The organism is Bacillus sp. AR8-1 (assembly GCF_008042345.1).
In the GTDB taxonomy this organism is placed as follows: domain Bacteria; phylum Bacillota; class Bacilli; order Bacillales; family Bacillaceae_G; genus Bacillus_A; species Bacillus_A cereus.
In genome coordinates, this window is the sequence record NZ_QNUB01000023.1 from 61,271 (window position 1) to 85,691 (window position 24,421).

The window sequence follows — 24,421 nt, forward strand, 5'->3', positions numbered from 1 at the left end:
TTAGAAAAGGAAGAGGTATGCTATACTATTTTTGTGAAACAAATTGCACAGAAAACTTATCATTTGTTAAAAAATAAGGTATGATGGATAAAAATAAAGTGAAGCTTTCTAAGTATAATATAATGTGGAAAGTGAAGAACTTCACGCTTTTTAAGGTGTGTATATATTTTATCTCTAGAGTGGTAGGAAAGTAGAGGGGGAAAATCATGACAAAGCTGCAACGTATTCAAAAAGTATTGGTAGCTAACCGTGGAGAGATTGCAATTCGTGTGTTTCGAGCTTGTTCGGAACTTGGATTAAAAACAGTTGCAATCTATTCGAAAGAGGATAGTGGTTCTTATCATCGCTATAAAGCCGATGAGTCCTATTTAGTTGGGGAAGGAAAAAAACCAATTGATGCTTATCTAGATATTGAAGGCATTATTGAGATTGCAAAAAGTAATCATGTAGATGCAATCCACCCTGGATATGGTTTCTTGTCAGAAAATATTCAATTCGCGAAACGTTGCGAAGAAGAAGGAATTATCTTTATCGGTCCGAAAAGTAAGCATTTAGATATGTTTGGAGATAAAGTGAAAGCAAGAACACAAGCGCAGCTAGCACAAATTCCAGTTATACCTGGTAGTGATGGTCCAGTAGATTCATTAGAAGAAGTCGAAAAATTTGCTGAAAAGTATGATTACCCGATTATTATTAAAGCGTCCCTTGGTGGTGGCGGTCGTGGTATGCGTATTGTGCGTACTAGTGAGGAATTAGGAGAATCATATAATCGAGCAAAATCAGAAGCGAAAGCAGCCTTTGGTAATGATGAAGTTTACGTCGAAAAATTCGTTGAAAAACCTAAACATATAGAAGTACAAATTTTAGCAGATGAAGAAGGCAATGTTGTTCATTTATACGAGCGTGACTGTTCTGTACAACGTCGTCATCAAAAAGTTGTAGAAATAGCACCGAGTGTATCACTTTCAGATGATCTGCGTCAGCGTATTTGTGATGCTGCTGTGAAGTTAACGAAAAATGTAAACTATTTAAATGCAGGAACAGTAGAATTCCTTGTAAAAGATGATGAGTTTTACTTTATTGAAGTAAATCCACGTGTTCAAGTAGAACATACGATTACAGAGATGATCACAGGAGTCGATATCGTTCAATCGCAAATTTTAATAGCTGATGGACATGCATTACATAGTAAAATAGTAGGTGTTCCGAAGCAAGAGGAAGTGGTTGTACACGGATTTGCAATCCAATCTCGTGTAACAACTGAAGACCCACTAAATAATTTTATGCCGGATACAGGAAAAATTATGGCGTATCGATCAGGCGGTGGTTTTGGTGTGCGTCTTGATACAGGAAATAGCTTCCAAGGTGCAGTTATTACACCATACTACGATTCTTTACTTGTAAAAGTTACAACTTGGGCACTTACTTTTGAGCAAGCTGCTGCAAAAATGGAACGTAACTTAAAAGAATTCCGTATTCGTGGTATTAAAACAAATATTCCATTCCTAGAGAATGTAGTAAAACATAAAAACTTCTTATCAGGAGAATATGATACTTCGTTTATTGATGTGTCACCTGAACTATTCTTGTTCCCGAAACGTAAAGACCGCGGAACGAAAATGTTAAATTATATTGGTTCAGTAACAGTAAATGGCTTCCCAGGAGTAGGGAAAAAAGAAAAGCCAATATTCCCAGATGCTCGTATTCCATGTTTAAAACATTCAGAGCCAATCCAAAATGGAACGAAACAAATTTTGGACGAGCGTGGAGCAGATGGATTAGTAAAATGGGTACAGGATCAAAACCGTGTACTTTTAACGGATACAACATTCCGTGATGCACATCAGTCATTACTTGCAACTCGTATTCGTACAAAAGATTTACATCAAATTGCAGAGCCAACAGCGAGAATGTTACCAAACCTATTCTCAGCTGAAATGTGGGGCGGTGCAACGTTTGATGTCGCGTATCGTTTCTTAAAAGAAGATCCATGGGAACGATTACTAGATCTTCGTGAAAAAATGCCGAACGTTTTATTTCAAATGTTACTACGTTCGTCAAACGCAGTTGGCTACAAAAACTATCCAGATAATTTAATTCAAAAATTTGTGGAGTGTTCTGCTCAAGCAGGCATTGATGTGTTCCGTATTTTTGATAGTTTAAACTGGGTAGAAGGTATGAGAGTTGCAATTGATGCTGTACGAGATACTGGTAAAATTGCAGAAGCAACAATGTGCTACACAGGAGATATTCATGATCCATTACGTAGTAAATATGATTTGAATTATTATAAAAACTTAGCAAAAGAGTTGGAAGCATCGGGAGCTCACATTTTAGGTATTAAAGATATGGCTGGCTTACTAAAACCAAACGCAGCATATGATTTAGTTTCAGCATTAAAAGAGACGGTATCGATTCCGATTCACCTGCATACGCACGATACGAGTGGAAATGGTATATTAACGTATACGAAGGCAATTGAAGCAGGTGTTGATATTGTCGATGTAGCAGTGAGTTCTATGGCTGGTCAAACGTCACAACCGAGTGCGAACACATTATTCTATGCACTAGGTGGAAATGAAAGACAACCAGATGTTAATATCGATTCTTTAGAAAAGCTATCTCATTATTGGGAAGATGTACGCAAATACTATGCACCGTTTGAAAGTGGTATGAATGCACCTCACACAGAGGTATATATGCATGAAATGCCAGGTGGACAGTATAGTAATCTTCAGCAACAAGCGAAGGCGGTTGGTTTAGGAGATCGCTTTGATGAAGTGAAAGTAATGTACCGTCGTGTGAATGACATGTTTGGAGATATTGTAAAAGTAACACCATCATCAAAAGTTGTTGGCGATATGGCGTTATTTATGGTTCAAAACCACCTGACAGAACAAGATGTTTTAGAGCGTGGACATGCTTTGGACTTCCCTGGATCTGTTGTTGAAATGTTCTCTGGTGATTTAGGTCAACCGTACGGTGGTTTCCCGAAAGAATTGCAAAAGATTATTTTAAAAGGGAAAGAGCCGTTAACAGTAAGACCAGGTGAACTACTAGAGCCAGTAGATTTCGACGCGTTAAAAGAAGAATTATTCCATAAACTTGTACGCGAAGTAACAATTTTTGATGTAGTTGCATATGCATTATATCCAAAAGTATTTATGGACTATGAAAAAGTTGCTGAGCTTTATGGAAATGTATCTGTACTTGATACACCGACATTCTTCTATGGTATGAGACTAGGTGAAGAAATTGATGTGGAAATTGAACAAGGTAAGACATTGATGGTTAAACTTGTATCAATTGGAGAACCACAGCCGGATGGAAATCGTGTCCTTTACTTGGAATTTAATGGTCAACCACGTGAAATTGTCGTGAAAGACGAGAGTGTGAAAGCAACAGTTGCACAACGTGTGAAAGGAAACCGTGAAAATCCAAATCACATTAGTGCAACAATGCCAGGAACGGTAATTAAAGTAGTTGTAAAAGAAGGCGATGAAGTGAAAAAAGGCGATTCTATGGCAATTACAGAAGCGATGAAAATGGAAACGACAGTTCAAGCGCCGTTCAATGGTAAAGTGAAAAAAGTATATGTTAACGATGGTGATGCAATTCAAACGGGTGATTTACTTATTGAATTAGATCACTAAAATAAAAAAAGAGCTGTGTAAATACAGCTCTTTTCTTTATTGCAAAAAATCCCTTGCCGAATTGGCAAGGGATTTTAGTTTTAAATTATTTTGTTTGTTTAGAAGTTGATCCGGCTTCTTTTGCATTCATTTTACTTCTTGTTCCTAACATAACTAAATAGCATAGTACGGCAAACAAGCAAGAAATGAATAGAGAATGTAACAATGCCATTGCTAAACTAGCGTTTGTAAATACAACTAAAATTCCTACTACAGCTTGAAGTGTAACAAGGATAAATGAAATGATCCATCCCCAATATACTACAGGTTGCTGTTTGTAATGACGAATAGCGAGAATCATCGCGTAAAGTATCCAAGCGAAAATTAACATTGCTGCAACTCTATGGCCCATTTGAACCCATTCATGTAGTTGAGTTGGCATAGGTCTGTTTTTGCTACATAAAGGAAAGTCTGGACAGGCTAAGCTAGCTCGTTCGTGACGTACTAAAGCACCTGTGTAGACGACGATATAACTGTAAATTGTTACACCATAAATATGAAATTTCATTTTTTTGTCCATAATAAGAGAACGTGCATCAAATTTTTGGTCAATTTCAAAGATAAGACACGTTAATAAAATGACAGAAGCAAATGAAATTAAGGAAATACCGAAATGGATAGCAAGTACAGCTGGCATTTGTCCCCAAACAACTGCTGCTGCTCCCATTAATGCTTGTGCAACTAAAAATACGAAGGATAAAATTGCTAACGTTTTTGTTTCACGCACATGTTTATAATATTTCCAGGACAAAATACAAAGGAGAGTGACAAGAATTCCAGCTGATCCTGATGTTAATCGGTGGCTAAGTTCAATAATAGTTTCCATTGATAAATTAGATGGAACAAATTCACCGTTACAAAGTGGCCATGATTTACCACAACCTTGACCAGAACCTGTTTTTGTAACTAAAGCGCCTCCTAATAAAACTATTAATAAATCAAGGCTTGTAATGACTGCTAACCATTTAATAAAGCGTTGCAATCTCTTTCACCATCTTTCTGCTATGAAGTTATTGCGAAATATTTTCATTCCATTATGTATAGAATAAAACGCGCTAGTTCCTATGATATATAAAAAATAATAAAATAGCAAAGAAATGGAGGGGAAAGGAAAGGGGGAGAAAATAGGTGTAAAAACAGGGTTCCTAAGGAAAAATTTAGGTGAAAAATAGGCTGTTTTGAAAAGAAATGGGGAGAATACGTGTTAAATAGGATAAAATAGTTTATTATAGAAGGTAACATCATGTTATGATAAGGACAAGTCAGAATGAAGTTTTTTATATTCGACACAAAAAGTTCATGTTTTCTTCACAAAATGTTCGGGAAATATGATTTAATATATTGGAGTATGGGCGTAGATTAGTAGTAGAATGGGTTAACAATGTTTCTACTGTAATAATATTGCTATATAGAAGCGAATTATTTCATTTGAAATAGGCGCAAAAAGAAAGATGAAAGTTTTAAGAGGGGGTTAGAGTGATGAACCATGCAACAAGTGAGCTGCATGATGAGTCCGCTGTTACAAGTGTACCGGAAACAACTCGGATACAAGATTTAAAAGCACTCGTTAAAATGGGGATTGTAAACTCAAATACACTTACTGTATTTACAGGATTTTGGTTGGCATTACACTTTAATGGATTAAGTGTAATGGACAATCTGGATAAGTTATTCTTTACAATCGTTGGTTCTGGATTAGTTATGGCAGGGGTATGTTGTTTAAACAACTACATTGATCGAGACATCGATCCATTAATGGAAAGAACAAAGACCCGTCCAACGGTTACTGGAAAGTATAAACCAGGATTTGCACTTACATTTGGACTAGTCATATTACTTCTTGGTTTTGTATTTTTATTATTAACAACACCAATGGCAGTCTTAATGGGATTTATTGGTGCTTTCACATATGTTGTTCTATATAGTTTATGGACAAAGAGAAAGTATACACTAAATACTGTTGTAGGTAGTATATCTGGTGCAGTTCCACCTTTAATTGGATGGGCAGCAATCGATCCATCTTTAGGTCATCCAATTGCTTGGATGTTATTTTTAATTATGTTTATTTGGCAAATCCCACATTTCCTTGCATTAGCGATGAAACGTGTTGATGAATATCGAAATGCAGGAATTCCAATGCTTCCTGTAGTTCATGGATTTGAAATTACGAAACGCCAAATTATGATTTGGACAGTATGTTTATTACCACTACCATTTTATATGAGTGGACTAGGGATAACATTTATGGTAATTGCAACACTGCTTAACATCGGATGGATCGTTTTAGGATTTTATGGATTCCGTAAGAAAGATGACATAAAATGGTCCGTGCAAATGTTTGTTTATTCCCTAAATTATTTAACAATCTTATTTGTATCAATGATTGTAGTTACATTCTTCTAAGACAACGACATAATTGGATTTCTTTACGTTGAGATTTACTTTACTTAACTATAAAGTACAATCTAATTCACAAGGAAAGTGGGGGTTGTTTGTATGAAGAAACAGTGGCGACTGCTTTCGTTCGTTTCACTGCTGGCTTTACTGTTAGGGGGATGCGGTAAAGCCTTTCAATCTACTTTAATTCCGCAAGGAGAAGTAGCAAAAATGCAATATGATTTACTTCTACTGGCGAGTGCAATCATGGTAGGAGTAGTACTAGTAGTTACTATTATTTTCTTGTATGTAATTGTGCGTTTCCGACAAAAGAAAGGTCAGGAAGATTATATTCCAGAGCAAGTTGAAGGAAATCACAAGCTAGAAATTATATGGACAGTTATTCCGATTATTCTTTTACTAATCTTAGCTGTTCCAACGGTTACATATACATTCAAACTTGCTGATGTAAGTGCGATGGAGAAAAAGAATATTGATAAAGATACTATCGTTGTTGATGTAACAGCGAATCTTTATTGGTGGGAATTTTCTTATAAATCAGAAAAGATAGTAACTTCGCAAGATTTAGTCATCCCCACAGGTAAGAAAGTGTATTTAAATTTGAAGGGTGCCGATATTAAACACTCATTTTGGGTTCCATCTTTAGCTGGGAAAATGGATACAAATACAGACAATGTGAACAAAATGTGGTTAAAAGCAGATAAATCGGGCACTTATAATGGTTTTTGTACAGAATTTTGCGGCCCATCACATTCTTTAATGCAATTTAAAGTGAAAGCTTTAGATGAAAGCGAGTACAAAAATTGGCTTGCTGATATGAAGAAGATTGATGGGAAGAAAGAAGTAGCTTCAACAAAGGCGCAAGAGGGCCAAGAAATATTTAATAAAAGCTGTATTGGTTGTCACGCAGTTGGATCTAATGATAGTAGACCACCTTCCGCTCGTATCGCACCAAACTTAGCAAACTTTGCGGATCGCGATATGGTTGCCGGTATTGCCGAAAACAATGAAGAAAACTTAAAAAAATGGCTGAAAGATCCTGAAAATATGAAGCCAGGAAACAAAATGACTGGCAAATATGGCAACTTAACGGATGATCAAATTGATGCATTAAATGCATACTTACAAACGTTAAAAGTTGAAAAGTAAAGAGGGATTATTCGCGAAGGGGAGGTTGAAAACGTGAGTTCTGTAGCAAAAAAACAGGGGATGGGTGCTGTCATATGGGATTATTTAACGACAGTAGACCATAAAAAGATTGCCATTCTCTATTTAATTGCAGGTGGATTGTTTTTTGTAATAGGCGGAATAGAAGCTCTATTTATTCGCCTTCAATTAGCGATTCCTAACAACGCTTTTCTTGTTGGGGATGCTTATAATCAAGTATTGACGATGCACGGTACAACAATGATTTTCCTCGCAGCTATGCCACTCGTGTTTGCATTTATGAACGCCGCTGTACCACTTCAAATTGGTGCACGTGATGTAGCGTTCCCGTTTTTGAATTCACTCGGATTTTGGTTATTTTTCTTTGGTGGAGTATTTTTAAATTTAAGTTGGTTTTTAGGTGGAGCACCTGATGCAGGATGGACATCTTATGCATCTTTAGCTTTAGCTTCTAAAGGTCATGGTGTTGATTTCTATGTACTCGGTTTGCAAATCTCAGGTATTGGTACATTAATTGGAGGGATTAACTTCCTTGTCACCATTATTAATATGCGTGCGCCAGGAATGACGTATATGCGTATGCCGATGTTTACATGGACGACATTTGTAACATCTTCGCTTATATTATTCGCTTTTCCACCGTTAACTGTAGGATTAGGACTTTTAATGTTAGATCGTTTATTTGGAACAAGTTTCTTTAATCCAGCATTGGGTGGGAATACAATTATATGGGAGCATTTATTCTGGATTTTCGGTCATCCAGAAGTATACATTCTTATACTCCCAGCTTTCGGAATATTCTCAGAAATCTTCGCGACATTTTCGAAAAAACGATTGTTTGGTTATTCATCGATGGTGTTTGCGACTGTATTAATTGGATTTTTAGGATTTATGGTATGGGCGCATCATATGTTTACTGTCGGACTTGGTCCAGTTGCTAATGCTATTTTCTCAGTTGCAACAATGGCGATTGCGGTTCCGACTGGTATCAAAATATTCAACTGGCTCTTTACAATGTGGGGCGGAAGTATTCGTTTTACGACACCAATGATGTGGGCAGTAGCTTTCATTCCATCATTCGTAATGGGTGGAGTTACAGGGGTTATGCTAGCATCTGCACCAGCTGATTATCAATTTCATGATAATTATTTCGTAGTAGCACATTTTCATTATGTAATCGTTGGCGGTGTTGTATTTGGTTTACTTGCAGGAGCTCATTATTATTGGCCACTGATGTTTAATAAAGTATTAAATGAAACATTAGGAAAGATAACGTTTTGGCTATTCTTTATCGGTTTCCATTTAACGTTCTTTATTCAGCATTTCCTTGGCTTGATTGGTATGCCACGCCGTTACTACACATATCTTGAAGGGCAAGGGTTGGAAATGGGGAATATGATTAGTTCTATCGGAGCGGTGTTTATGGCTCTTGGGACGATTGTTCTTCTATTCAATGTAATTAAAACGACAGTATCAAAAGAAAAAGCTGGTCGTGATCCGTGGGATGCACGTACATTAGAATGGACGATGCCAGCACCGACACCAGAATATAACTTTAAACAACTACCATTTGTTCGCGGATTAGATCCGTTTTGGATTGAAAAACGTGAAGGTAATAAAGAGATGACAGCAGCGGAACCAATTGGTGATATTCATATGCCAAATCCTTCGTTTTCACCATTTGTCATTTCTTTCGGATTGTTTATAGCGGCATTTGGTGCAATGTATATGCAGGGCGGAAAAGATAAGTTCTGGTTATTAGTAGCAATTATTGGTTTAATCATTACATTTGGCGCAATGTTCCTACGTTCAGTAATCGATGATCATGGATACCATATTCATAAGGAAGATTTAGATGATAAGGGGGGCAAGGCATAATGCATGTAGATGAAAAATTAACGAATGAAACATTTCCAGCAGAGCCTGAAAAAGCAACCCTTGAAGGGAAAAATAAGTTTGTCGGTTTTTGGTTATTTCTTGGAGGCGAAACAGTGTTGTTCGCTTCCTTATTCGGAACATATTTAGCATTAAAGAATTCTACAAATGGTGGACCAACATCTCAAGAAATGTTCCAAATGCCACTCGTTTTCATTATGACGATGCTTTTATTAACGAGTAGCTTAACAAGTGTATATGCGATGTATCACATGAAAAACTTTAACTTTAAGAAAATGCAACTTTGGTTACTAGTAACTGTATTGCTAGGTTTAGGATTTTTAGGGTTTGAGATATATGAGTTTTATCATTATACACATGAATTTAAGCATACTATGAGAAGTAGTGCGTTTGGCTCTGCATTTTATGCTCTTGTTGGTACACATGGACTCCACGTATTGTTTGGGTTGTGTTGGATTTTAACATTAATCTTTAGAAATGCGAAGAGAGGTCTAAATTTATACAATGCACCGAAGTTTTATGTTGCATCAATTTATTGGCACTTTATTGACGTAGTTTGGGTGTTTATTTTCACTGTAGTATATTTAATGGGAATGGTGGGATAAACAATGGCGATAAAGCAAACAAATAATCCTAAAGTTGATCTTGTTTATCGGAAGAGAAAAAGTGCGGAGGAAATGAAGCATCAAGTTATTACGTTTGCATTAATGATTTTTTTAACATTAGTTGCATTTGTAGCAGTGGCGTATCCAAAAACTTTTAGTCCGACTTTCTCTGTGCCATTTATTTTACTATTAGCAGTGGTACAAGTAATTTTTCAATTGTATTATTTTATGCATATGAGCCATAAAGGACATGAAGCAGCAAGTTTCTTTCTTTACTCTGGCCTGCTAATAGGGTTAATTACAATTTTAGCTTTTATGACAATTGTGTGGATTTGAAAAGTGAAATATAAGGGAGCTTGTGTTGTCACAGCTCCCTCTTCATATTATGGGATAACCTTACGAAGGTAGGTGTGAAAATGAGTAACTTGTGGATATTTGGTTTTCAGGCTTTATGGAGTCCAATTTTTTTATTATTTATGCTTTCGATTCTTATTGGGTACTTCTTAATTATTGGACCTTATAGAATGCGATTTGAAAATGCGACGAAGGTAAGTAAGAAGCAAATTTTTTATTTTACGACTGGTATTGTTCTTTTGTATTTTGTAAAGGGAGGTCCTATTGATTTAATTGGCCATATTATATTTAGTGCTCATATGTTTGAAATGGCAGTCATGTATATTGCAGTTCCACCGTTACTGTTGCTTGGTATACCAACTTGGTTATATCGTTACATTACTTCTTTTAAGTTCGTTCAAATTATATTAAAGGTATTTGCTAAACCACTTATTGCGTTGTTTGTATTTAACGGCCTGTTTTCTTTTTATCATTTACCAGTTGTTTTTGATACGGTAAAACAAAGTCAAATTGCTCATCCTATTTGTCTCGCTATATTGTTTTTTACAGCAATCATGATGTGGTGGCCGATGTTAAATCCATTACCAGAATATCAAACGTTAAGTGATATAAAGAAACTTGGTTACATGTTTGCTAATGGTATATTATTAACGCCAGCTTGTGCGTTAATAATTTTTGCGACAGCCCCGTTATTTGCAACGTATACGGATCCGGCTGCTTGGATGAAAGCGATGGAACTATGTGTACCAGCGGGCACTTTATCAGATTTAAATATAACGGGACCGGAATTTTTGCACTGGATGCCAGTAGTACAAGACCAGCAAACTGGTGGTATCATAATGAAAATTGTCCAGGAAATAGTGTACGGTACAATTATAGGCTATGTATTCTTTAGATGGGCACGTAGAGAACGTGAAAAGGATAAGGAGCAGTTGCAACAATTGCCGCCGTATTTACAAACTAAGTAAAAAAAGTGTATGGGATTCCATACGCTTTTTTTACTTAGTTTTAGTTTTTCATGAAAGATTGAATTTTCTAATTATTTATGTTAAGTTAGTGTAGGCGTGTACTAAAAGTGGATATAAAATTTACTACTAGCTTTCATGCGTAATAATTCCATATGTGGTGCAAGTTTTTTAGAGAGTTACAAAAATATATTGTTATCTTTAATAAACACGAACTATTTTAAGGGGGAATTTAAATGGGTAGTAGTGGAAGTATGGTAAAGCCGATTAGTGGTTTTTTGACAGCGCTAATTCAATATCCAGTACCAGTAGTAGAGTCACGTGCAGACATTGATAAACAAATTCAACAAATCATAAAAACAATTCATTCGACCAAATCAGGTTACCCTGGAATAGAATTGATAGTATTTCCTGAATATAGTACACAAGGGCTCAATACAAAAAAATGGACTACAGAAGAATTTTTATGTACAGTGCCTGGGCCAGAAACAGACTTATTTGCTGAGGCATGTAAGGAATCTAAAGTATATGGTGTTTTTTCAATAATGGAAAAAAACCCTGATGGTGGAGAGCCATATAATACAGCAGTTATTATTGATCCACAAGGTGAAATGATTTTGAAGTATCGTAAGCTAAATCCTTGGGTGCCAGTCGAGCCTTGGAAAGCTGGAGATTTAGGCTTACCTGTTTGTGATGGACCTGGAGGAAGTAAATTAGCTGTTTGTATTTGTCATGATGGCATGTTCCCTGAAGTAGCTCGTGAAGCGGCCTATAAAGGTGCAAATGTCTTGATTCGTATTTCTGGGTATAGCACACAAGTTAGTGAACAATGGATGCTAACCAATCGTTCAAATGCATGGCAGAATTTAATGTATACATTGTCGGTAAACTTAGCGGGTTATGATGGTGTATTTTATTACTTTGGTGAAGGACAAGTATGTAATTTTGATGGGACTACTTTAGTACAGGGGCATCGAAATCCTTGGGAGATTGTTACTGCTGAAGTATATCCAGAACTAGCAGATCAGGCTAGATTAGGATGGGGATTAGAAAATAATATATATAATCTAGGTTCAAGAGGATATGTAGCAACTCCTGGTGGGGTGAAAGAAAATCCATATACGTTTGTAAAAGATTTAGCTGAAGGTAAATATAAGGTTCCTTGGGAAGATGAGATTAAAGTAAAAGATGGATCTATTTATGGATATCCAGTAAAAAAAACGATTCATTCTTAGGGGAGGGAAAAAACAAGCGCATCATATTGATGCGCTTGTTTTTGTTAATCAATAATTTGAAGTTCCTTTAACTCTTTTTCGACATTTTGTAGGAGTTGTTCACTTTTTTGAAGTACATTCGTTGGGAAAGTCTCATCATCGCCATATTCAACGCCGTGAGGATAATAATGTTTTCCTAATAAGGGAGGGAGTAGTTTTACTTCAGCGTGTCTACTGCCAATGTCACCTTCAACAGCAACGCCTTGCACTCGCAAATAATAAACATCCTTTAATATTTCAAATTTATAATCGTATGTAACCCGTTCATAATCCCACTGTCCAGCAAGTACGAAGTGGTTGTTTTCCATGATTTCAGTTAAAAGAGTTAATTCAACGACGGCTCCATTAAATTTCGTATTTGTAAATTGCATATAATACCTCCTTTTTTAATGTTACACCATTATTTTTATAATAGTATGAATAATAAGAAAGTGCAATTCATATTGAGAGAAAAGGGATAATCCAGACTTTTTTCACAAAAATATGATATAGTGAAAAGAGTACGGTACACACAAAAAGAAAGAAAAGGATTTGTGTATATCTCAATTTTATGTTTTGTTCAGGAGGTATATCGTTTGAAGAAATTATTGCGTATCGTAATGATTACAATTTTAATTTTAGCTGTTGATTTATACGGGAAATTACTCGTTTCACAATATATATTAACCTCATCTCAATCAAAGCAAGAAAATAAAATTGTGAAAAAGAAAAAGCAAATTAAGGAAGACTCCTCAGACACTGTTTTAAATATGATTGGTGAAGACTCTGAAAATTTATTAGCGAAGTGGGGAGAACCCTCTCGAATAGAGCCATCTGCATACGGATATGAATGGTGGGTATACAATCAGGATTTAACTCAGTATGTTCAATTCGGAGTTTCTGAACGTAAAGTTATAACGGCGTACGCTGCTGGTGAACAAGTTAAGGTTCCACCTTATTATATAAATGAAAAATATGAAGAAGTATATAAAAAAAGTCCGCTTTCGCATGAAATTTCATTAAAAAGAGGGAAAAATAGTTATCAATTTGAACTATCTGATACCGAAGTCATGGAACAACCGTTAATACCTGTAGAAGATGGATGGGCGCAATTGTATTTTGATCAATTTACACATGAGCTTGTGGGTGTTCGTTATATGGATGACGAAACTTTATTACGCCAAAGACCATATCAGCTCGTTTATTCAGGTGAATTAATAGCAGAACAACCATTGACTCCAGAAAAGATAAAACAAGTAGAAAATGGGAATATGCAACAAATTTTTGATTTAACAAATATCATTCGAAGTCGTCATAAATTACCATTATTAACATGGGATCAGGAAACGGCAGATGTTGCTGTTGGTCACAGTAAAGATATGAAAGACAATAATTATTTTTCTCATGACTCACCTACATTAGGTACGCTAGGAGATCGTTTGCAGCGCGGGAAAGTAGGATTTCAACTTGCTGGTGAGAACATAGCGGCGCAACATAGTGATGGAATTGCGGCAGTGCAAGGTTGGTTAAATAGTGAGGGGCATAGAAAGAATTTATTAAATGAACAATTTACAGGATTAGGTGTTGGTGTATACGATAAATTTTATACACAAAACTTTATTCGAAAATAAAGCGAAACTGTAAGCGGTGGGGTGTTACATCACCTAATTAGTTACTTCGTATTCACTGAATTGTAGGTGGGAATCTGACCGTATGCAAATAGCAGAAAAAAAGGTGCATGAATCGTCTAAAAATAGGCGAACCATGCGCCTTTTTTTTCTTACTATATAGTAGATATACATGGAGAGGTGAGGATTATGCCAACAACAAAAGGGCCGTTACATCCATCGGTTCAACAGTTTAAAGAATTTGTAAACCATCACCCTAAAATGGTTCATGAGGTTAGAAATGGTCACAAAACTTGGCAACAATTTTATGAAGAATGGTACTTACTTGGTGAAGAAGATCCAATATGGGCAACTTATAGACCGGATGGAGCGCCTGCGTTTTCTTCGGTAAAAGAAAATAAAAAAGAAAAAGATAATCGAACTGAAGAGGAAAAAACTGCTGATGTGATGGGGCAAATGCTTTCTTTTTTTAAAAAGTTGGACGTGGAACAAATGCAGAACCATTTAGCTAATGTGACGAGTGCTATTGGGAGCGTGCAACAAGTTATTCAGCAATTTCAAGGTAACCGTACGCAGCAAGAACAAAGTACTTCAGAAAATAACCCGTTTTTCTTTCAAAAGGATTAGGGGGAAAGATGATGAGAGCAGAAATTATGGAGTTTATAAAGGCTGATGAGGATTTATCTCGCTATATTAGAGAGCAACCGTACTGGTATAGAAAATTAACACGAAATCCTGAAGAAAAAGAGGCTTTTGAGTTAGCGGCGATGCAACATTTCAAAAAAACAATACCAGATAAAGTGGAAAAATTTCAAAATCAATTGGCTGTTGCTTCGATCATGATTGATATGTTTCAGTATATGAAGCAACAAAATGCAACCTAATTACAAGTGAAAAATATGTCCGTCATGCAGAACTTTTGTTACAATAGAGATTGATTATTTAAAAAGGAGTTGCAGCATGACGGAAATTTGTTTAGTACGACATGGACAAACTGATTGGAATTTTCAAGAAATTATTCAGGGGCGAGAAGATATTCCGCTTAATGAAGTTGGTAAGAAGCAAGCGAGTCAAAGTGCAGCTGCTTTACAAGAAGAAACGTGGGATATCATTATAAGTAGCCCGTTAATTAGAGCGCAAGAAACGGCTAATGAAATCGCAAAGGCGGCTGGATTACAATCGATTTTATTAGATGATCGATTTGTTGAACGGAATTTTGGAGAAGCTTCAGGGAAGCCAGTTGCGACTGTTAGAGAGTTGATTGCTGAGGGTAAAGTAGAAGGTATGGAGCAAGATGAAGAGATTGTAGCTCGTTGCTTTGCTGCTTTAGAAGATGTTGCAACAACTCATTTTGGCAAACGTATTATTATTGTTGCTCACTCACACGCGATAAAAGCAATTTTACATGCCATTGAACCAGATGAAATTACATTTAAGACACCATTAAAAAATGCGTGTATTAGTTATGTGAAACAAAATAGTGGGAAATGGGATGTTCTTAAATATAATATAGCGGAACATATTAATGTATAAGTGTGTACGGATATAGTGTGAAAATAGTTTCATTATATCTTTCTTTTGAGTAAGTCACTTCAATTAGTAGTTCTAATCTAAATGTGGTATGATGGATACTCGGAGGTGTCTCTCATGATTGTAGCGACGCTAGAAAGCGTATTAATATTAGATAAGGCAGAGCAGCTTGCAAAAGCGATTATCTGTTCAGATATAGCAGAAGATTATCGTAAGTATTATAGAGAATTACATGAAGATATAGAACTTCAGACGTTAATTCAGCAATTTACAGCGATGAAAGAACGGTATGAGGAAGTACAGCGCTTTGGAAAATACCATCCTGACTACACTACCGTATCGATGAAAATGAGAGAATTAAAGCGTTCTGTGGACTTACATGATAAGGTTGCAGCTTTTAAAAGAGCAGAAACTGCTTTGCAGAAGTTATTAGATGAAGTTAGTGTAGCAATCGGTTCGGAAGTGTCTTCTTCCATTAAAGTACCAACAGGAAATCCATTCTTTGATGCTGGTGGCTGTGGTGGAGGTTGTGGTACTGGCGGAGGTTGTGGTTGTAAAAAAACGGGGTGATGTACCCCGTTTTTTAGAAGTTGGAAGAAAACGTATACAGAGTTTGTCCTGTAATGTTATAAATTTCTGATTGGTTTTCATAGAATATAAAATATATGTTTTTAAAAGGAGAAGATGGAGAAGATTATGTTCGGGCAACGACAAAGTATGATTGTTTATTTACATTCATTGAAACATGCCAAGATTTTAAGGAAATATGGTAATATACATTACATATCAAAACGATTAAAATATGCTGTAGTATATTGTGACATGGAACAAATTGAGCATATGATGCATAAGTTGAACAAACTTCCTTTTGTGAAAAAGATAGAACAGTCGTATCGCCCGTATTTAAAAACGGAATTTGAAAATTCCCGTCCTGATCGAGCAAAAGAATACGATTATAGCTAATAGAAAAAATCCCCTGCTAAATTTAGCGGGGGATTTTTTAATTGAAATAAAGTGTTATTTCATCGGAGGAATGAAATTGTTCATTCGTAAAATACCAATTAAATGATTAAAAAATAGTTCTTTTTCTGGGAAAGTTGTAGATGGCTTTACAGTAAAAGTAGCCACTTTTTTTCCGAGTTGCTCTGCCGTTTCTTCAAATAAAATGACACGTTTACTTTTTTTATTTTCAAATACAGGAATGCCTTCACGACATATGTATAATGGTTGGAAATCACCAGTAGTAGTTGGTTTTAATATTACAACAAGCGAACACACTTTTTTATCGTTTTTTATCGTTTCAAATTGTAACATATGTGCTATACGTTCTTGATTTGTTTTGGCAATTTCAAGTAATTCATATAAATCAGAGTAGCCTTCTCCGAGTTCTATAAAGCGTTGAATCATATTTTTTCCTCCTCTTTCTTTTACTGTACCATTTCACTTTTTAAATGAAAAGCACACAAAGAAAAAAAACCCTGCATAGCAGGGCCCTTCTTATACTAGCATGTACTAGTAAGAAGGCAAAGGGAGAGGAGAAACCGGAGGAAGAACTTATGGGGAAACGTAAGTCTTCTCCGCGGTTGGCAACAACATCGAAGGTGATGTTGTTATAATTATTTATGTCCAATCTAAATGAAGATATACATAATGAAATTAAATTTTATGTCAGGCTTTTTATTTTTCTTTTTTTTATTTTGTGATAGGATAAAAAAGATAAAGTGGAACTAATATACATATTGGATTCATATTAGTGAATGATGAGATGAATACATAAAAATAATGAGTGGTTATTTGATGCTGAGTTTTCTAATATTTTGGTGAATGTAATTTGTTAACGGTTACCAAAGTGGGAATGGCTTTCTATAATCGCTCGATAGATTGAAATAAAGGTAGTGACAACAGATGAGAGTAGTTTCAGGAAAATGTAAAGGACACCCACTTAAAGCGGTTCCTGGTAATACAACACGTCCAACGACAGATAAAGTAAAAGAATCTATTTTTAATATGATAGGTCCTTATTTTGATGGTGGTATCGCCCTTGATTTATTTGGTGGTAGTGGTGGCCTTGGAATTGAGGCTTTGAGCAGAGGGATCGATAAAGCGATTTTTGTTGATAGGGATAGTAAAGCGATAAAAGTAATTCATCAAAATTTAGAAAGTTGTAGAATACAGGAACAAGCTGAAGTATATCGAAATGATGCGGAACGTGCAGTAAAGGCGCTTATAAAACGTGAAATGTCATTCGATCTTATATTAATAGACCCACCATATAAAGAGCAAAAAATTGTATCTTTAATTAGTGTAATGGATCAACATGGATTGCTACATAGTGATGGATTAATTATGGCAGAGCATGGTAATGATGTAGTTTTACCTGATTCAATAGGAAAGCTTGTAAAAGTACGAGCTGAGAATTATGGGATTACTGCAATATCGATTTATAAGTATGAAGGTGAGGGGACAGAATGACAAGTATAGCTATTTCTTCAGGAAGTTTTGATCCAATTACCCTTGGGCATCTGGATATTATTAAAAGGGGAGCAAAAGTATTTGATGAGGTGTACGTAGTCGTTTTAAACAATTCATCTAAAAAACCATTCTTTTCAGTTGAAGAGCGATTAGAACTAATTCGAGAAGCGACAAAGGATATCCCGAATGTAAAAGTAGATTCGCATAGTGGGCTGTTAGTAGAGTATGCAAAAATGCGTAATGCAAATGCAATATTACGTGGTTTACGAGCAGTTTCTGATTTTGAATATGAGATGCAAATTACTTCTATGAATCGAAAATTAGATGAAAATATTGAAACATTTTTTATTATGACAAACAACCAATATTCATTTTTAAGCTCGAGTATTGTGAAAGAAGTTGCGAGGTATGGAGGGAGTGTAGTAGATCTTGTGCCTCCTATTGTAGAGCGTGCTTTAAAAGAAAAGTTTCAAACCCCGTTAAAGTGAACGGGGTTTTTCTTTATACGTGCGAAAAAATAATAAAATAACATATAAATATAGACAAAATAATGTGAAAATTGGTCCGTAATGTATAAAAGATGTCCAAATTTCATGTAGTATAGAAGGATGCTTGGATAAAAATACAGGAATATCTTTTTGCATAGGTGAGAAAGAACTTACTTTCTCATAAAATGGTGTCCAAAATATAAATGTAAAAATAGGGGCAAGAATACTTTGAATAATTCGTGCGAAAAAATAGGGTTTAAATCGGATGTCTGTTTCAGCTAATATGCTAGCAACTTGTGCCTGAATAGAAAGACCGCTAAATGCTAAAATGAAGCTTGTTACCATAGCTTGTTGTAAGAGGGGTGTTTCATTTATTTGACTAATCATTTGGCTTCCGAGTGTCATTTCGAAAACACCTGATAATATAGGTATACTAAAATCTGTACTTAGTTGGAAGAATGATAAAATATGTTGCATAATAAAAGAAAGAGCTGCTGTAATGTGGAATACAGTAATCATTTTATTTAACACAGAGAATAAAATAATAAATCCGCCAATCATAAGTAATGTTTGAATAGAAGAAACGATAGCATCCCCAAGTAATTTACCGATTGGTCTTTTTTCTTGTAAGCGTGTCTCGTGAAGAATTAAAAAAGGGTTTTGAAAGCGGCGTTTTTTTGTAGTGTGTGTATTATTTTTGTAAGCGGTATTATGGCCGTAAAAACGCATAATTAATCCGACAGCAAAGTTACTTAAATAATGGGCAGCCGCTAATATAATCCCTAATTTTGGATTATTAAAAAAACCGATAGACACAGCACCGAAAATAAAAAGTGGATTAGAAGAATTTGTGAAAGAAACGAGGCGCTCCGCTTCAATCTGAGTTAAAAGGTTGCTTTTTCGTAGTCTAGCGCTTAGTTTGGCGCCTGCAGGGAAACCTGAAGCCATTCCCATTGCCCAAACGAATCCACCTATCCCTGGAACGCGAAAAAGTGGGCGCATGAGTGGTTCTAATATAACGCCAATAAATTTTACAACACCGATACTAATTAGAAGTTCCGCAATGATGAAAAACGGTAGTAGTGAAGGGAATACAACTTCCCACCATATATTTAACCCGCGAATAGAAGCTTGTAAAGCGGCTTGGGGGTGGAGTACAAGAGAAAAGGTTAAAAAAAGCGTTGATATGGTAAGGAAAGCGGTTTTCCATTTTTCATACATGTAAGTAAATCCCCCTTTGTCCCAAAAAACGTTCATTTCAGTATACGTGGATACGTAGTGAATTTAGACCATAAGTATGAAAAAGGAATGAAAAAAATTAAAGGGTGAGAAAAATGAAAGAACCAAAGATTGGTTTAGCACTTGGGTCTGGAGGAGCGAAAGGGTTTGCTCATATTGGTGTAATAAAGGTTTTAAGGGAAGCTGGTATCCCTATTCATATGATTGCAGGAAGTAGTATGGGGGCGCTAATAGGTACGTTTTATGCGGCAAGTAGTAACGTTGAAAGATTGTATAAATTGGCATCTGTTTTCAAGCGGAAGTATTATTTAGATTTCACGGTACCGAAAATGGGATTTATTGCTGGAAAACGTGTCAAAGATATGATTAAAATGTTTACATATAATAAAAATTTAGAAGAGTTAGATATCCCGACGGCTGTTGTGGCTACTGACATATTGAAGGGGGAAAAAGTGGTTTTTACAAGTGGACCAGTTGCAGATGCGGTGAGGGCTAGCATATCTGTTCCTGGAGTGTTTGTACCAGAAAAAATAGATGGACGATTATTAGTGGATGGTGGGGTTATTGATCGTATCCCAGTATCGGTTGTGAAAGAATTAGGGGCCGATATTGTTATCGCTGTGGATGTGTCTCCAATTAAGGTGAATGGCGATGTTACGTCCATTTATGACGTAATCATGCAAAGTATAGAAATTATGCAGCATGAGCTTGTAATGAATCGGCAAATTGCATCGGATTTAATGATGCGACCAGCTGTAGAGCAATTTAGTTCACGTGCTTTTACAAACATTGAAGACATTATTCGAGTTGGAGAAGTAGAAGCGGAAAAACATGTTTCAAATATTTATTTATTAATTGAGCAGTGGAAGGAGAAACATAATGTTTAAGCGTTTTCGGTTTATATATGCAATCTTAATAGGGGTTATATTGGCGATGTTACTTGTTTACGTGCGTTTACCGTATTATGTAACAAAACCAGGAATGGCTGCCAAATTAGAGCCTTACGTTCAAGTTGAGGGTGGAACGAAAGAATCTGGTGATTTTATGCTTGTTACGGTTTCAATGGGACCAGCAAATGTGGTGAATTTAATAGCGGCACAGTTTAATAAATATACACATATTTCAAAAGCGGAAGAAATATTGCAAAAAGGTGAGAGTGATGAAGAATATCAATTTCGCCAAAATTATGCGATGAAAGATTCACAAAATGCAGCAATTTATAATGCATATAAACGTGCAAATCGCTCCGTTTCTTTTGAAAATAAAGGTGTATTAGTTGCTGGTGTGGCAAAAGGAATGCCGTCAGAAGGAAAGCTTAAGCTTGGTGATGTTATTATAGCTGTTGATGGAAAAACATTTGAAAAGACGGAGCAATTTATTGAATATATGACTGGGAAAAAAGAAAGCGATGCTGTAAGTATTGAGTACATGAGAAATGGAAAACAATTGAAAGAAAATTTAAATGTAAAGACGATTCCTAATGGGAATGGACGTGTCGGTATAGGTGTTTCTATCGTTACGGAAAGAGAATTAGTGGTCGATCCGAAAGTGAAAATTAATTCTCATGAAATTGGTGGACCATCCGCAGGTTTAATGTTCACATTAGAAATATATAATCAACTTGTGGAAGAAGACTTAACAAAAGGACATGAAATAGCTGGAACAGGTACAATTAATGAAAAAGGAGAAGTTGGCCCGATTGGTGGTATAAATCAAAAAGTGGTGGCTGCTAGCGATGCTGGGGCTGAAGTGTTCTTTGCGCCAAATGAAAAAGGAGCGGAGAAATCGAACTATAAAAATGCACTTGAGACTGCAAAGGACATTAAAACAAAAATGAAAATTGTACCAGTGGATACGCTGGATGATGCGTTAACATATTTAGAAAAGATGGATAAGGAAAAAACCTCTCTGAAATAGAGAGGTTTTTTATAGGAATTTTGTAGTTGTTTCATCATAGCGAATAGGATGGTGTGTTATATCCTGTTTTAATAGTTGCGTGCGTAACGGTTCGTGCATGATGGAGAAATATACAGAGTTTGCTTTTTTCTCTATATCTAAAGCAGCATGGTCAAATGTTTTTGTATGAGTAAGGATTGGAAGTTCGATTTTTTTCTTGTTTTTTGAAAGATAAGTTTGTCCTTTTTGTGACATGCCTAGCAGGCGGATATATGGTGCATGTTGTTCTATATTTGCGCTACGTATTTCCTCTTTTGTTGTGTTTGTTAAAATGTGTGTACAAGCTCTTTGTAGTCTAGTCCATGTATAACGTTTTGTTTTTAATGCTTCCATGAATGAATAGAAGGAGGAACTGTTTTGTATTTTTGATAAAATACGATGCTCTAAACCTTCTTCTATTTCATATATATGTCGTAAGTCTCCTGAAGACATTGTCATGAGTTTATATTTAAAAAATGAAAAGTATTGTTCCCAATTATGTAATATCCCGTAGTTTTGTTTGTAATTTGCTAAAAGCGAAGTGGTTGCCTGTGGGAGAAAAGGTTCAATTGTTGTAAATGATCCTTCTTCGCTAAAGAGTTGTTTCCGAATGCTTGTCGCGCTTGCAATATGTTGGTCATTAAATGTTTCATCATGATAATGAGAGGCGAATCTTTTTATAGTTTGAGCTTGTATAGAGCTATTTTGTGACAGAATTGCTTTAATGTATTGGAAGCCTAAAATATTATTTGGTTGTGACATATCTATGTTTTTTTCGGATGTTAAAATGTGTGAAAAAGCATCCGATGTTGCTTTTGCATAACTATTGCCAGCGTCCATGAATTGTTTTACAAGGTAGTTAAAAGTCTCTTCTTCGTTTTTTTGTACGGAGATGGTATTATAAAAATTTTCGATTTGTCCATCCTCACTACCGAAACAAATTTCAGAAACATGTAGGGCATTTAAAATGGAAATAGCACCATTTGCGAAGGTTTCAGCCTTTTGTGTTGCAAAGACGTATGGAAGCTCTACAACAAGGTCTACGCCGTTTGCTAAGGCCATTTTAGTGCGATACCATTTGGAAATGAGTGCGGGCTCACCACGCTGTAAAAAAGGACCACTCATAACGGCAATTATTATATCGGATTGTGTTAACTTTTTTGTCTGTTGCACATGATAAAGGTGACCGTTATGAAAAGGGTTATATTCAACAACAATACCACCAGCTTTTATGGTAATCTCTCCTTTCGATGTAGCATCTTTTTGAAAAACGTGATACTCTATATATTATTTACTATGATGACTTCATTATAGTGTAAAGAAAAAACATTGACAAATATAAAATGGCTAGCTATAATTTTGTTTGTTGCCTTGAGGTGATATGATATGAAATGGTCCATCCATCAATTGAATAAATTGAGAAATAAAGGATTGACATTGGATGAGATGGTAGATGTAAGTGAGCTAAAAGAGGTCGAGAAAGATATTCGTGAAATTAATCCTGTTCATGTAACGGGAAGAGTTGATTTTGGCTCCGGTAAGTTTACGTTTCATCTACATATAACTGGAAGCATGGTTTTACCATGTTCTCGCTCTTTAGTAGATGTGACATTACCATTTGACATTAAAACAACTGAGGTGTTCCAAACTTCACAAGAAGAATTTGAAACTGAAGCTGAAATTCATTGTTTAGAAGGAGAAGTACTTGACTTACTGCCCGTAATCAAGGAAAATATACTTTTGGAGATTCCAATGCAAATTTTCAGTGATGATGTTTCTGGTGGAGCACCGACGCAAGGTCAAGACTGGCAAGTGATTTCGGAAGAAGACAAAGAAAAGACTGTTGATCCAAGATTGGCAGGACTTGCAAAGTTTTTTGACAAATAATCGGAAGACTGGTTCAGGCCTTCATATGAAAATAACTATTTCTTTTAAGGAGGTGGGAAGAATGGCTGTACCTTTTAGAAGAACTTCTAAAACAGTAAAAAGAAAGCGTCGTACGCATTTCAAATTATCAGTACCTGGTATGGTAGAGTGCCCAAGCTGTGGTGAAGCGAAATTAGCTCACCGTGTATGTAAAGCATGCGGTACTTACAAAGGTAAAGAAGTAATCAGCAAGTAATTGCGGGAAAATAAACGCAGAAGATATCTTCTGCGTTTATTTTTTTTGTCTTAATCTTTAGTTGTTGTATTCTATCTTTTCTAGTAACTGCATATGCTTAATAAAAAATGCATAGGGAGGACTAGAGAAATGGCGACAACAAGACAAGATGCTTGGACTGATGATGAAGATTTGCTTCTGGCAGAAGTAGTACTCCGGCATATTCGAGAAGGTGGAACACAACTTTCTGCCTTTAAGGAAGTGGGGAAAAATTTATCTCGTACACCAGCAGCATGTGGATTTAGATGGAATTCTTACGTAAGAAAGCAATATAAAGAACGTATTGAGGAAGCGAAGCAACTTCGTAAAGTAGAAAATTATGAAGTGAAAGAGACAAAAGTGTTAGAACCTACGTCAATTACGTTGAATGATGTTATTGATTTCTTGCAAAATTATAAAGATGAAAACTCTTTAACGGTGTTGCAACAACAAGTTGAATCATTACAAACAGAAAGAGAGCGTCTTCTGGAGCGATTATCAGTATATGAGGAAGAGTATAGAACATTGCTTGATTATATCGATCAAAAAAGAAGTGTAATGGTAGCGGAAAGAAACAATGCTCGCTCGACTGAGAAGTTAGAGAAGCTTAAGAAATAAAAAAACAGCTGTTATACAGCTGTTTTTTTCAGGCTGTGGAGA

General features: G+C 35.8%; 26 protein-coding genes. 21 read left to right on the forward strand and 5 right to left on the reverse strand.

Annotation, left to right across the window (positions count from 1 at the left end; all coding sequences use genetic code 11):
- Nucleotides 1-206: 206 nt before the first annotated feature.
- Entirely contained in the window at nucleotides 207-3,653 is a 3,447-nt protein-coding gene (gene pyc / locus DN400_RS18300) for a pyruvate carboxylase (RefSeq protein WP_147801800.1), read from the forward strand.
- Nucleotides 3,654-3,738: 85 nt separating this feature from the next.
- Here the strand turns inward: pyc and ctaA are convergent, their stop codons facing one another.
- On the reverse strand, nucleotides 3,739-4,674 hold the full coding sequence (ctaA, locus tag DN400_RS18305; RefSeq protein ID WP_001188739.1) for a heme A synthase: 936 nt from the start codon (nucleotides 4,672-4,674) through the stop codon (nucleotides 3,739-3,741).
- Nucleotides 4,675-5,171: 497 nt separating this feature from the next.
- Here ctaA and ctaB point away from each other — a divergent pair, with 497 nt between their 5' ends.
- From ctaB to DN400_RS18340, 7 genes are all read left to right on the forward strand, one after another.
- Nucleotides 5,172-6,095, forward strand: coding sequence for a protoheme IX farnesyltransferase (ctaB, locus tag DN400_RS18310; protein ID WP_001015054.1), 924 nt, complete (start codon nucleotides 5,172-5,174; stop codon nucleotides 6,093-6,095).
- 93 nt (nucleotides 6,096-6,188) lie between these two features.
- A complete protein-coding gene (gene coxB / locus DN400_RS18315) occupies nucleotides 6,189-7,238 on the forward strand; it encodes a cytochrome c oxidase subunit II (protein ID WP_000745273.1) in 1,050 nt (349 codons plus the stop codon).
- A 60-nt stretch (nucleotides 7,239-7,298) separates the two neighbouring features.
- Nucleotides 7,299-9,134, forward strand: a complete 1,836-nt coding sequence (gene ctaD, locus DN400_RS18320) for a cytochrome c oxidase subunit I (RefSeq protein WP_153587159.1) — start codon at nucleotides 7,299-7,301, stop codon at nucleotides 9,132-9,134.
- Nucleotides 9,134-9,757, forward strand: coding sequence for a cytochrome c oxidase subunit III (gene ctaE / locus DN400_RS18325; RefSeq protein ID WP_000557861.1), 624 nt, complete (start codon nucleotides 9,134-9,136; stop codon nucleotides 9,755-9,757). Before ctaD ends, ctaE begins: the two co-directional genes overlap by 1 nt.
- A gap of 3 nt (nucleotides 9,758-9,760) precedes the next feature.
- On the forward strand, nucleotides 9,761-10,093 hold the full coding sequence (gene ctaF, locus DN400_RS18330; RefSeq protein ID WP_000985703.1) for a cytochrome c oxidase subunit IVB: 333 nt from the start codon (nucleotides 9,761-9,763) through the stop codon (nucleotides 10,091-10,093).
- 80 nt (nucleotides 10,094-10,173) lie between these two features.
- Nucleotides 10,174-11,079 (forward strand): cytochrome c oxidase assembly factor CtaG, encoded by a 906-nt coding sequence (ctaG, locus tag DN400_RS18335; protein WP_000069031.1) that lies wholly within the window; start codon nucleotides 10,174-10,176, stop codon nucleotides 11,077-11,079.
- 233 nt (nucleotides 11,080-11,312) lie between these two features.
- Nucleotides 11,313-12,311 (forward strand): formamidase, encoded by a 999-nt coding sequence (locus DN400_RS18340; RefSeq protein ID WP_147801801.1) that lies wholly within the window; start codon nucleotides 11,313-11,315, stop codon nucleotides 12,309-12,311.
- A gap of 44 nt (nucleotides 12,312-12,355) precedes the next feature.
- Here the strand turns inward: DN400_RS18340 and DN400_RS18345 are convergent, their stop codons facing one another.
- Entirely contained in the window at nucleotides 12,356-12,721 is a 366-nt protein-coding gene (locus tag DN400_RS18345; RefSeq protein WP_001160948.1) for a YugN family protein, read from the reverse strand.
- Between the two features lie 204 nt (nucleotides 12,722-12,925).
- Here DN400_RS18345 and DN400_RS18350 point away from each other — a divergent pair, with 204 nt between their 5' ends.
- The 6 genes from DN400_RS18350 (at nucleotide 12,926) to DN400_RS18375 (ending at nucleotide 16,450) form a co-directional block, all read left to right on the forward strand.
- On the forward strand, nucleotides 12,926-13,960 hold the full coding sequence (locus tag DN400_RS18350; RefSeq protein ID WP_098014825.1) for a CAP domain-containing protein: 1,035 nt from the start codon (nucleotides 12,926-12,928) through the stop codon (nucleotides 13,958-13,960).
- A 186-nt stretch (nucleotides 13,961-14,146) separates the two neighbouring features.
- On the forward strand, nucleotides 14,147-14,584 hold the full coding sequence (locus tag DN400_RS18355; RefSeq protein WP_001143333.1) for a YlbD family protein: 438 nt from the start codon (nucleotides 14,147-14,149) through the stop codon (nucleotides 14,582-14,584).
- Between the two features lie 11 nt (nucleotides 14,585-14,595).
- A complete protein-coding gene (locus DN400_RS18360) occupies nucleotides 14,596-14,841 on the forward strand; it encodes a YlbE-like family protein (RefSeq protein WP_001200990.1) in 246 nt (81 codons plus the stop codon).
- A 76-nt stretch (nucleotides 14,842-14,917) separates the two neighbouring features.
- The gene (locus tag DN400_RS18365; RefSeq protein ID WP_000134944.1) at nucleotides 14,918-15,490 is read left to right on the forward strand and encodes a histidine phosphatase family protein; all 573 of its coding nucleotides are present in this window, start codon (nucleotides 14,918-14,920) and stop codon (nucleotides 15,488-15,490) included.
- A 114-nt stretch (nucleotides 15,491-15,604) separates the two neighbouring features.
- Nucleotides 15,605-16,057, forward strand: coding sequence for a YlbF/YmcA family competence regulator (locus DN400_RS18370; RefSeq protein ID WP_000634361.1), 453 nt, complete (start codon nucleotides 15,605-15,607; stop codon nucleotides 16,055-16,057).
- 126 nt (nucleotides 16,058-16,183) lie between these two features.
- Nucleotides 16,184-16,450, forward strand: coding sequence for a YlbG family protein (locus DN400_RS18375; protein WP_002082261.1), 267 nt, complete (start codon nucleotides 16,184-16,186; stop codon nucleotides 16,448-16,450).
- 54 nt (nucleotides 16,451-16,504) lie between these two features.
- Here DN400_RS18375 and DN400_RS18380 read toward each other — a convergent pair whose 3' ends face one another.
- Complete coding sequence (locus tag DN400_RS18380) at nucleotides 16,505-16,894, reverse strand: DUF7147 family protein (RefSeq protein WP_000616017.1); 390 nt, start codon at nucleotides 16,892-16,894, stop codon at nucleotides 16,505-16,507.
- Nucleotides 16,895-17,392: 498 nt separating this feature from the next.
- On the opposite strand from DN400_RS18380, the gene rsmD reads away from it, so the two are divergent.
- Nucleotides 17,393-17,959, forward strand: coding sequence for a 16S rRNA (guanine(966)-N(2))-methyltransferase RsmD (gene rsmD / locus DN400_RS18385; protein WP_001266976.1), 567 nt, complete (start codon nucleotides 17,393-17,395; stop codon nucleotides 17,957-17,959).
- Nucleotides 17,956-18,447, forward strand: a complete 492-nt coding sequence (gene coaD / locus DN400_RS18390; protein WP_000200601.1) for a pantetheine-phosphate adenylyltransferase — start codon at nucleotides 17,956-17,958, stop codon at nucleotides 18,445-18,447. Before rsmD ends, coaD begins: the two co-directional genes overlap by 4 nt.
- Here the strand turns inward: coaD and ylbJ are convergent.
- Complete coding sequence (gene ylbJ, locus DN400_RS18395; RefSeq protein WP_000273089.1) at nucleotides 18,439-19,668, reverse strand: sporulation integral membrane protein YlbJ; 1,230 nt, start codon at nucleotides 19,666-19,668, stop codon at nucleotides 18,439-18,441. The two genes, coaD and ylbJ, sit on opposite strands and share 9 nt — an antisense overlap.
- 113 nt (nucleotides 19,669-19,781) lie before the next feature.
- On the opposite strand from ylbJ, the gene DN400_RS18400 reads away from it, so the two are divergent.
- Together DN400_RS18400 and DN400_RS18405 are read left to right on the forward strand one after the other, a co-directional pair.
- Entirely contained in the window at nucleotides 19,782-20,573 is a 792-nt protein-coding gene (locus DN400_RS18400) for a patatin-like phospholipase family protein (RefSeq protein WP_000662590.1), read from the forward strand.
- Nucleotides 20,566-21,603 (forward strand): SepM family pheromone-processing serine protease, encoded by a 1,038-nt coding sequence (locus DN400_RS18405; RefSeq protein WP_000476299.1) that lies wholly within the window; start codon nucleotides 20,566-20,568, stop codon nucleotides 21,601-21,603. Before DN400_RS18400 ends, DN400_RS18405 begins: the two co-directional genes overlap by 8 nt.
- Before the next feature lie 9 nt (nucleotides 21,604-21,612).
- On the opposite strand, the gene DN400_RS18410 is transcribed toward DN400_RS18405, so the two are convergent.
- Nucleotides 21,613-22,794, reverse strand: a complete 1,182-nt coding sequence (locus DN400_RS18410; protein ID WP_065229290.1) for a nucleotidyltransferase — start codon at nucleotides 22,792-22,794, stop codon at nucleotides 21,613-21,615.
- Between the two features lie 213 nt (nucleotides 22,795-23,007).
- Between DN400_RS18410 and DN400_RS18415 the strand changes: the two genes are divergently transcribed.
- The 3 genes from DN400_RS18415 (at nucleotide 23,008) to DN400_RS18425 (ending at nucleotide 24,379) form a co-directional block, all read left to right on the forward strand.
- Complete coding sequence (locus DN400_RS18415; RefSeq protein WP_000872146.1) at nucleotides 23,008-23,508, forward strand: YceD family protein; 501 nt, start codon at nucleotides 23,008-23,010, stop codon at nucleotides 23,506-23,508.
- A 61-nt stretch (nucleotides 23,509-23,569) separates the two neighbouring features.
- Nucleotides 23,570-23,743, forward strand: coding sequence for a 50S ribosomal protein L32 (gene rpmF / locus DN400_RS18420; protein WP_001984764.1), 174 nt, complete (start codon nucleotides 23,570-23,572; stop codon nucleotides 23,741-23,743).
- 129 nt (nucleotides 23,744-23,872) lie between these two features.
- Nucleotides 23,873-24,379, forward strand: a complete 507-nt coding sequence (locus DN400_RS18425; protein WP_000246469.1) for an RsfA family transcriptional regulator — start codon at nucleotides 23,873-23,875, stop codon at nucleotides 24,377-24,379.
- The last annotated feature ends 42 nt before the right edge of the window (nucleotides 24,380-24,421 follow it).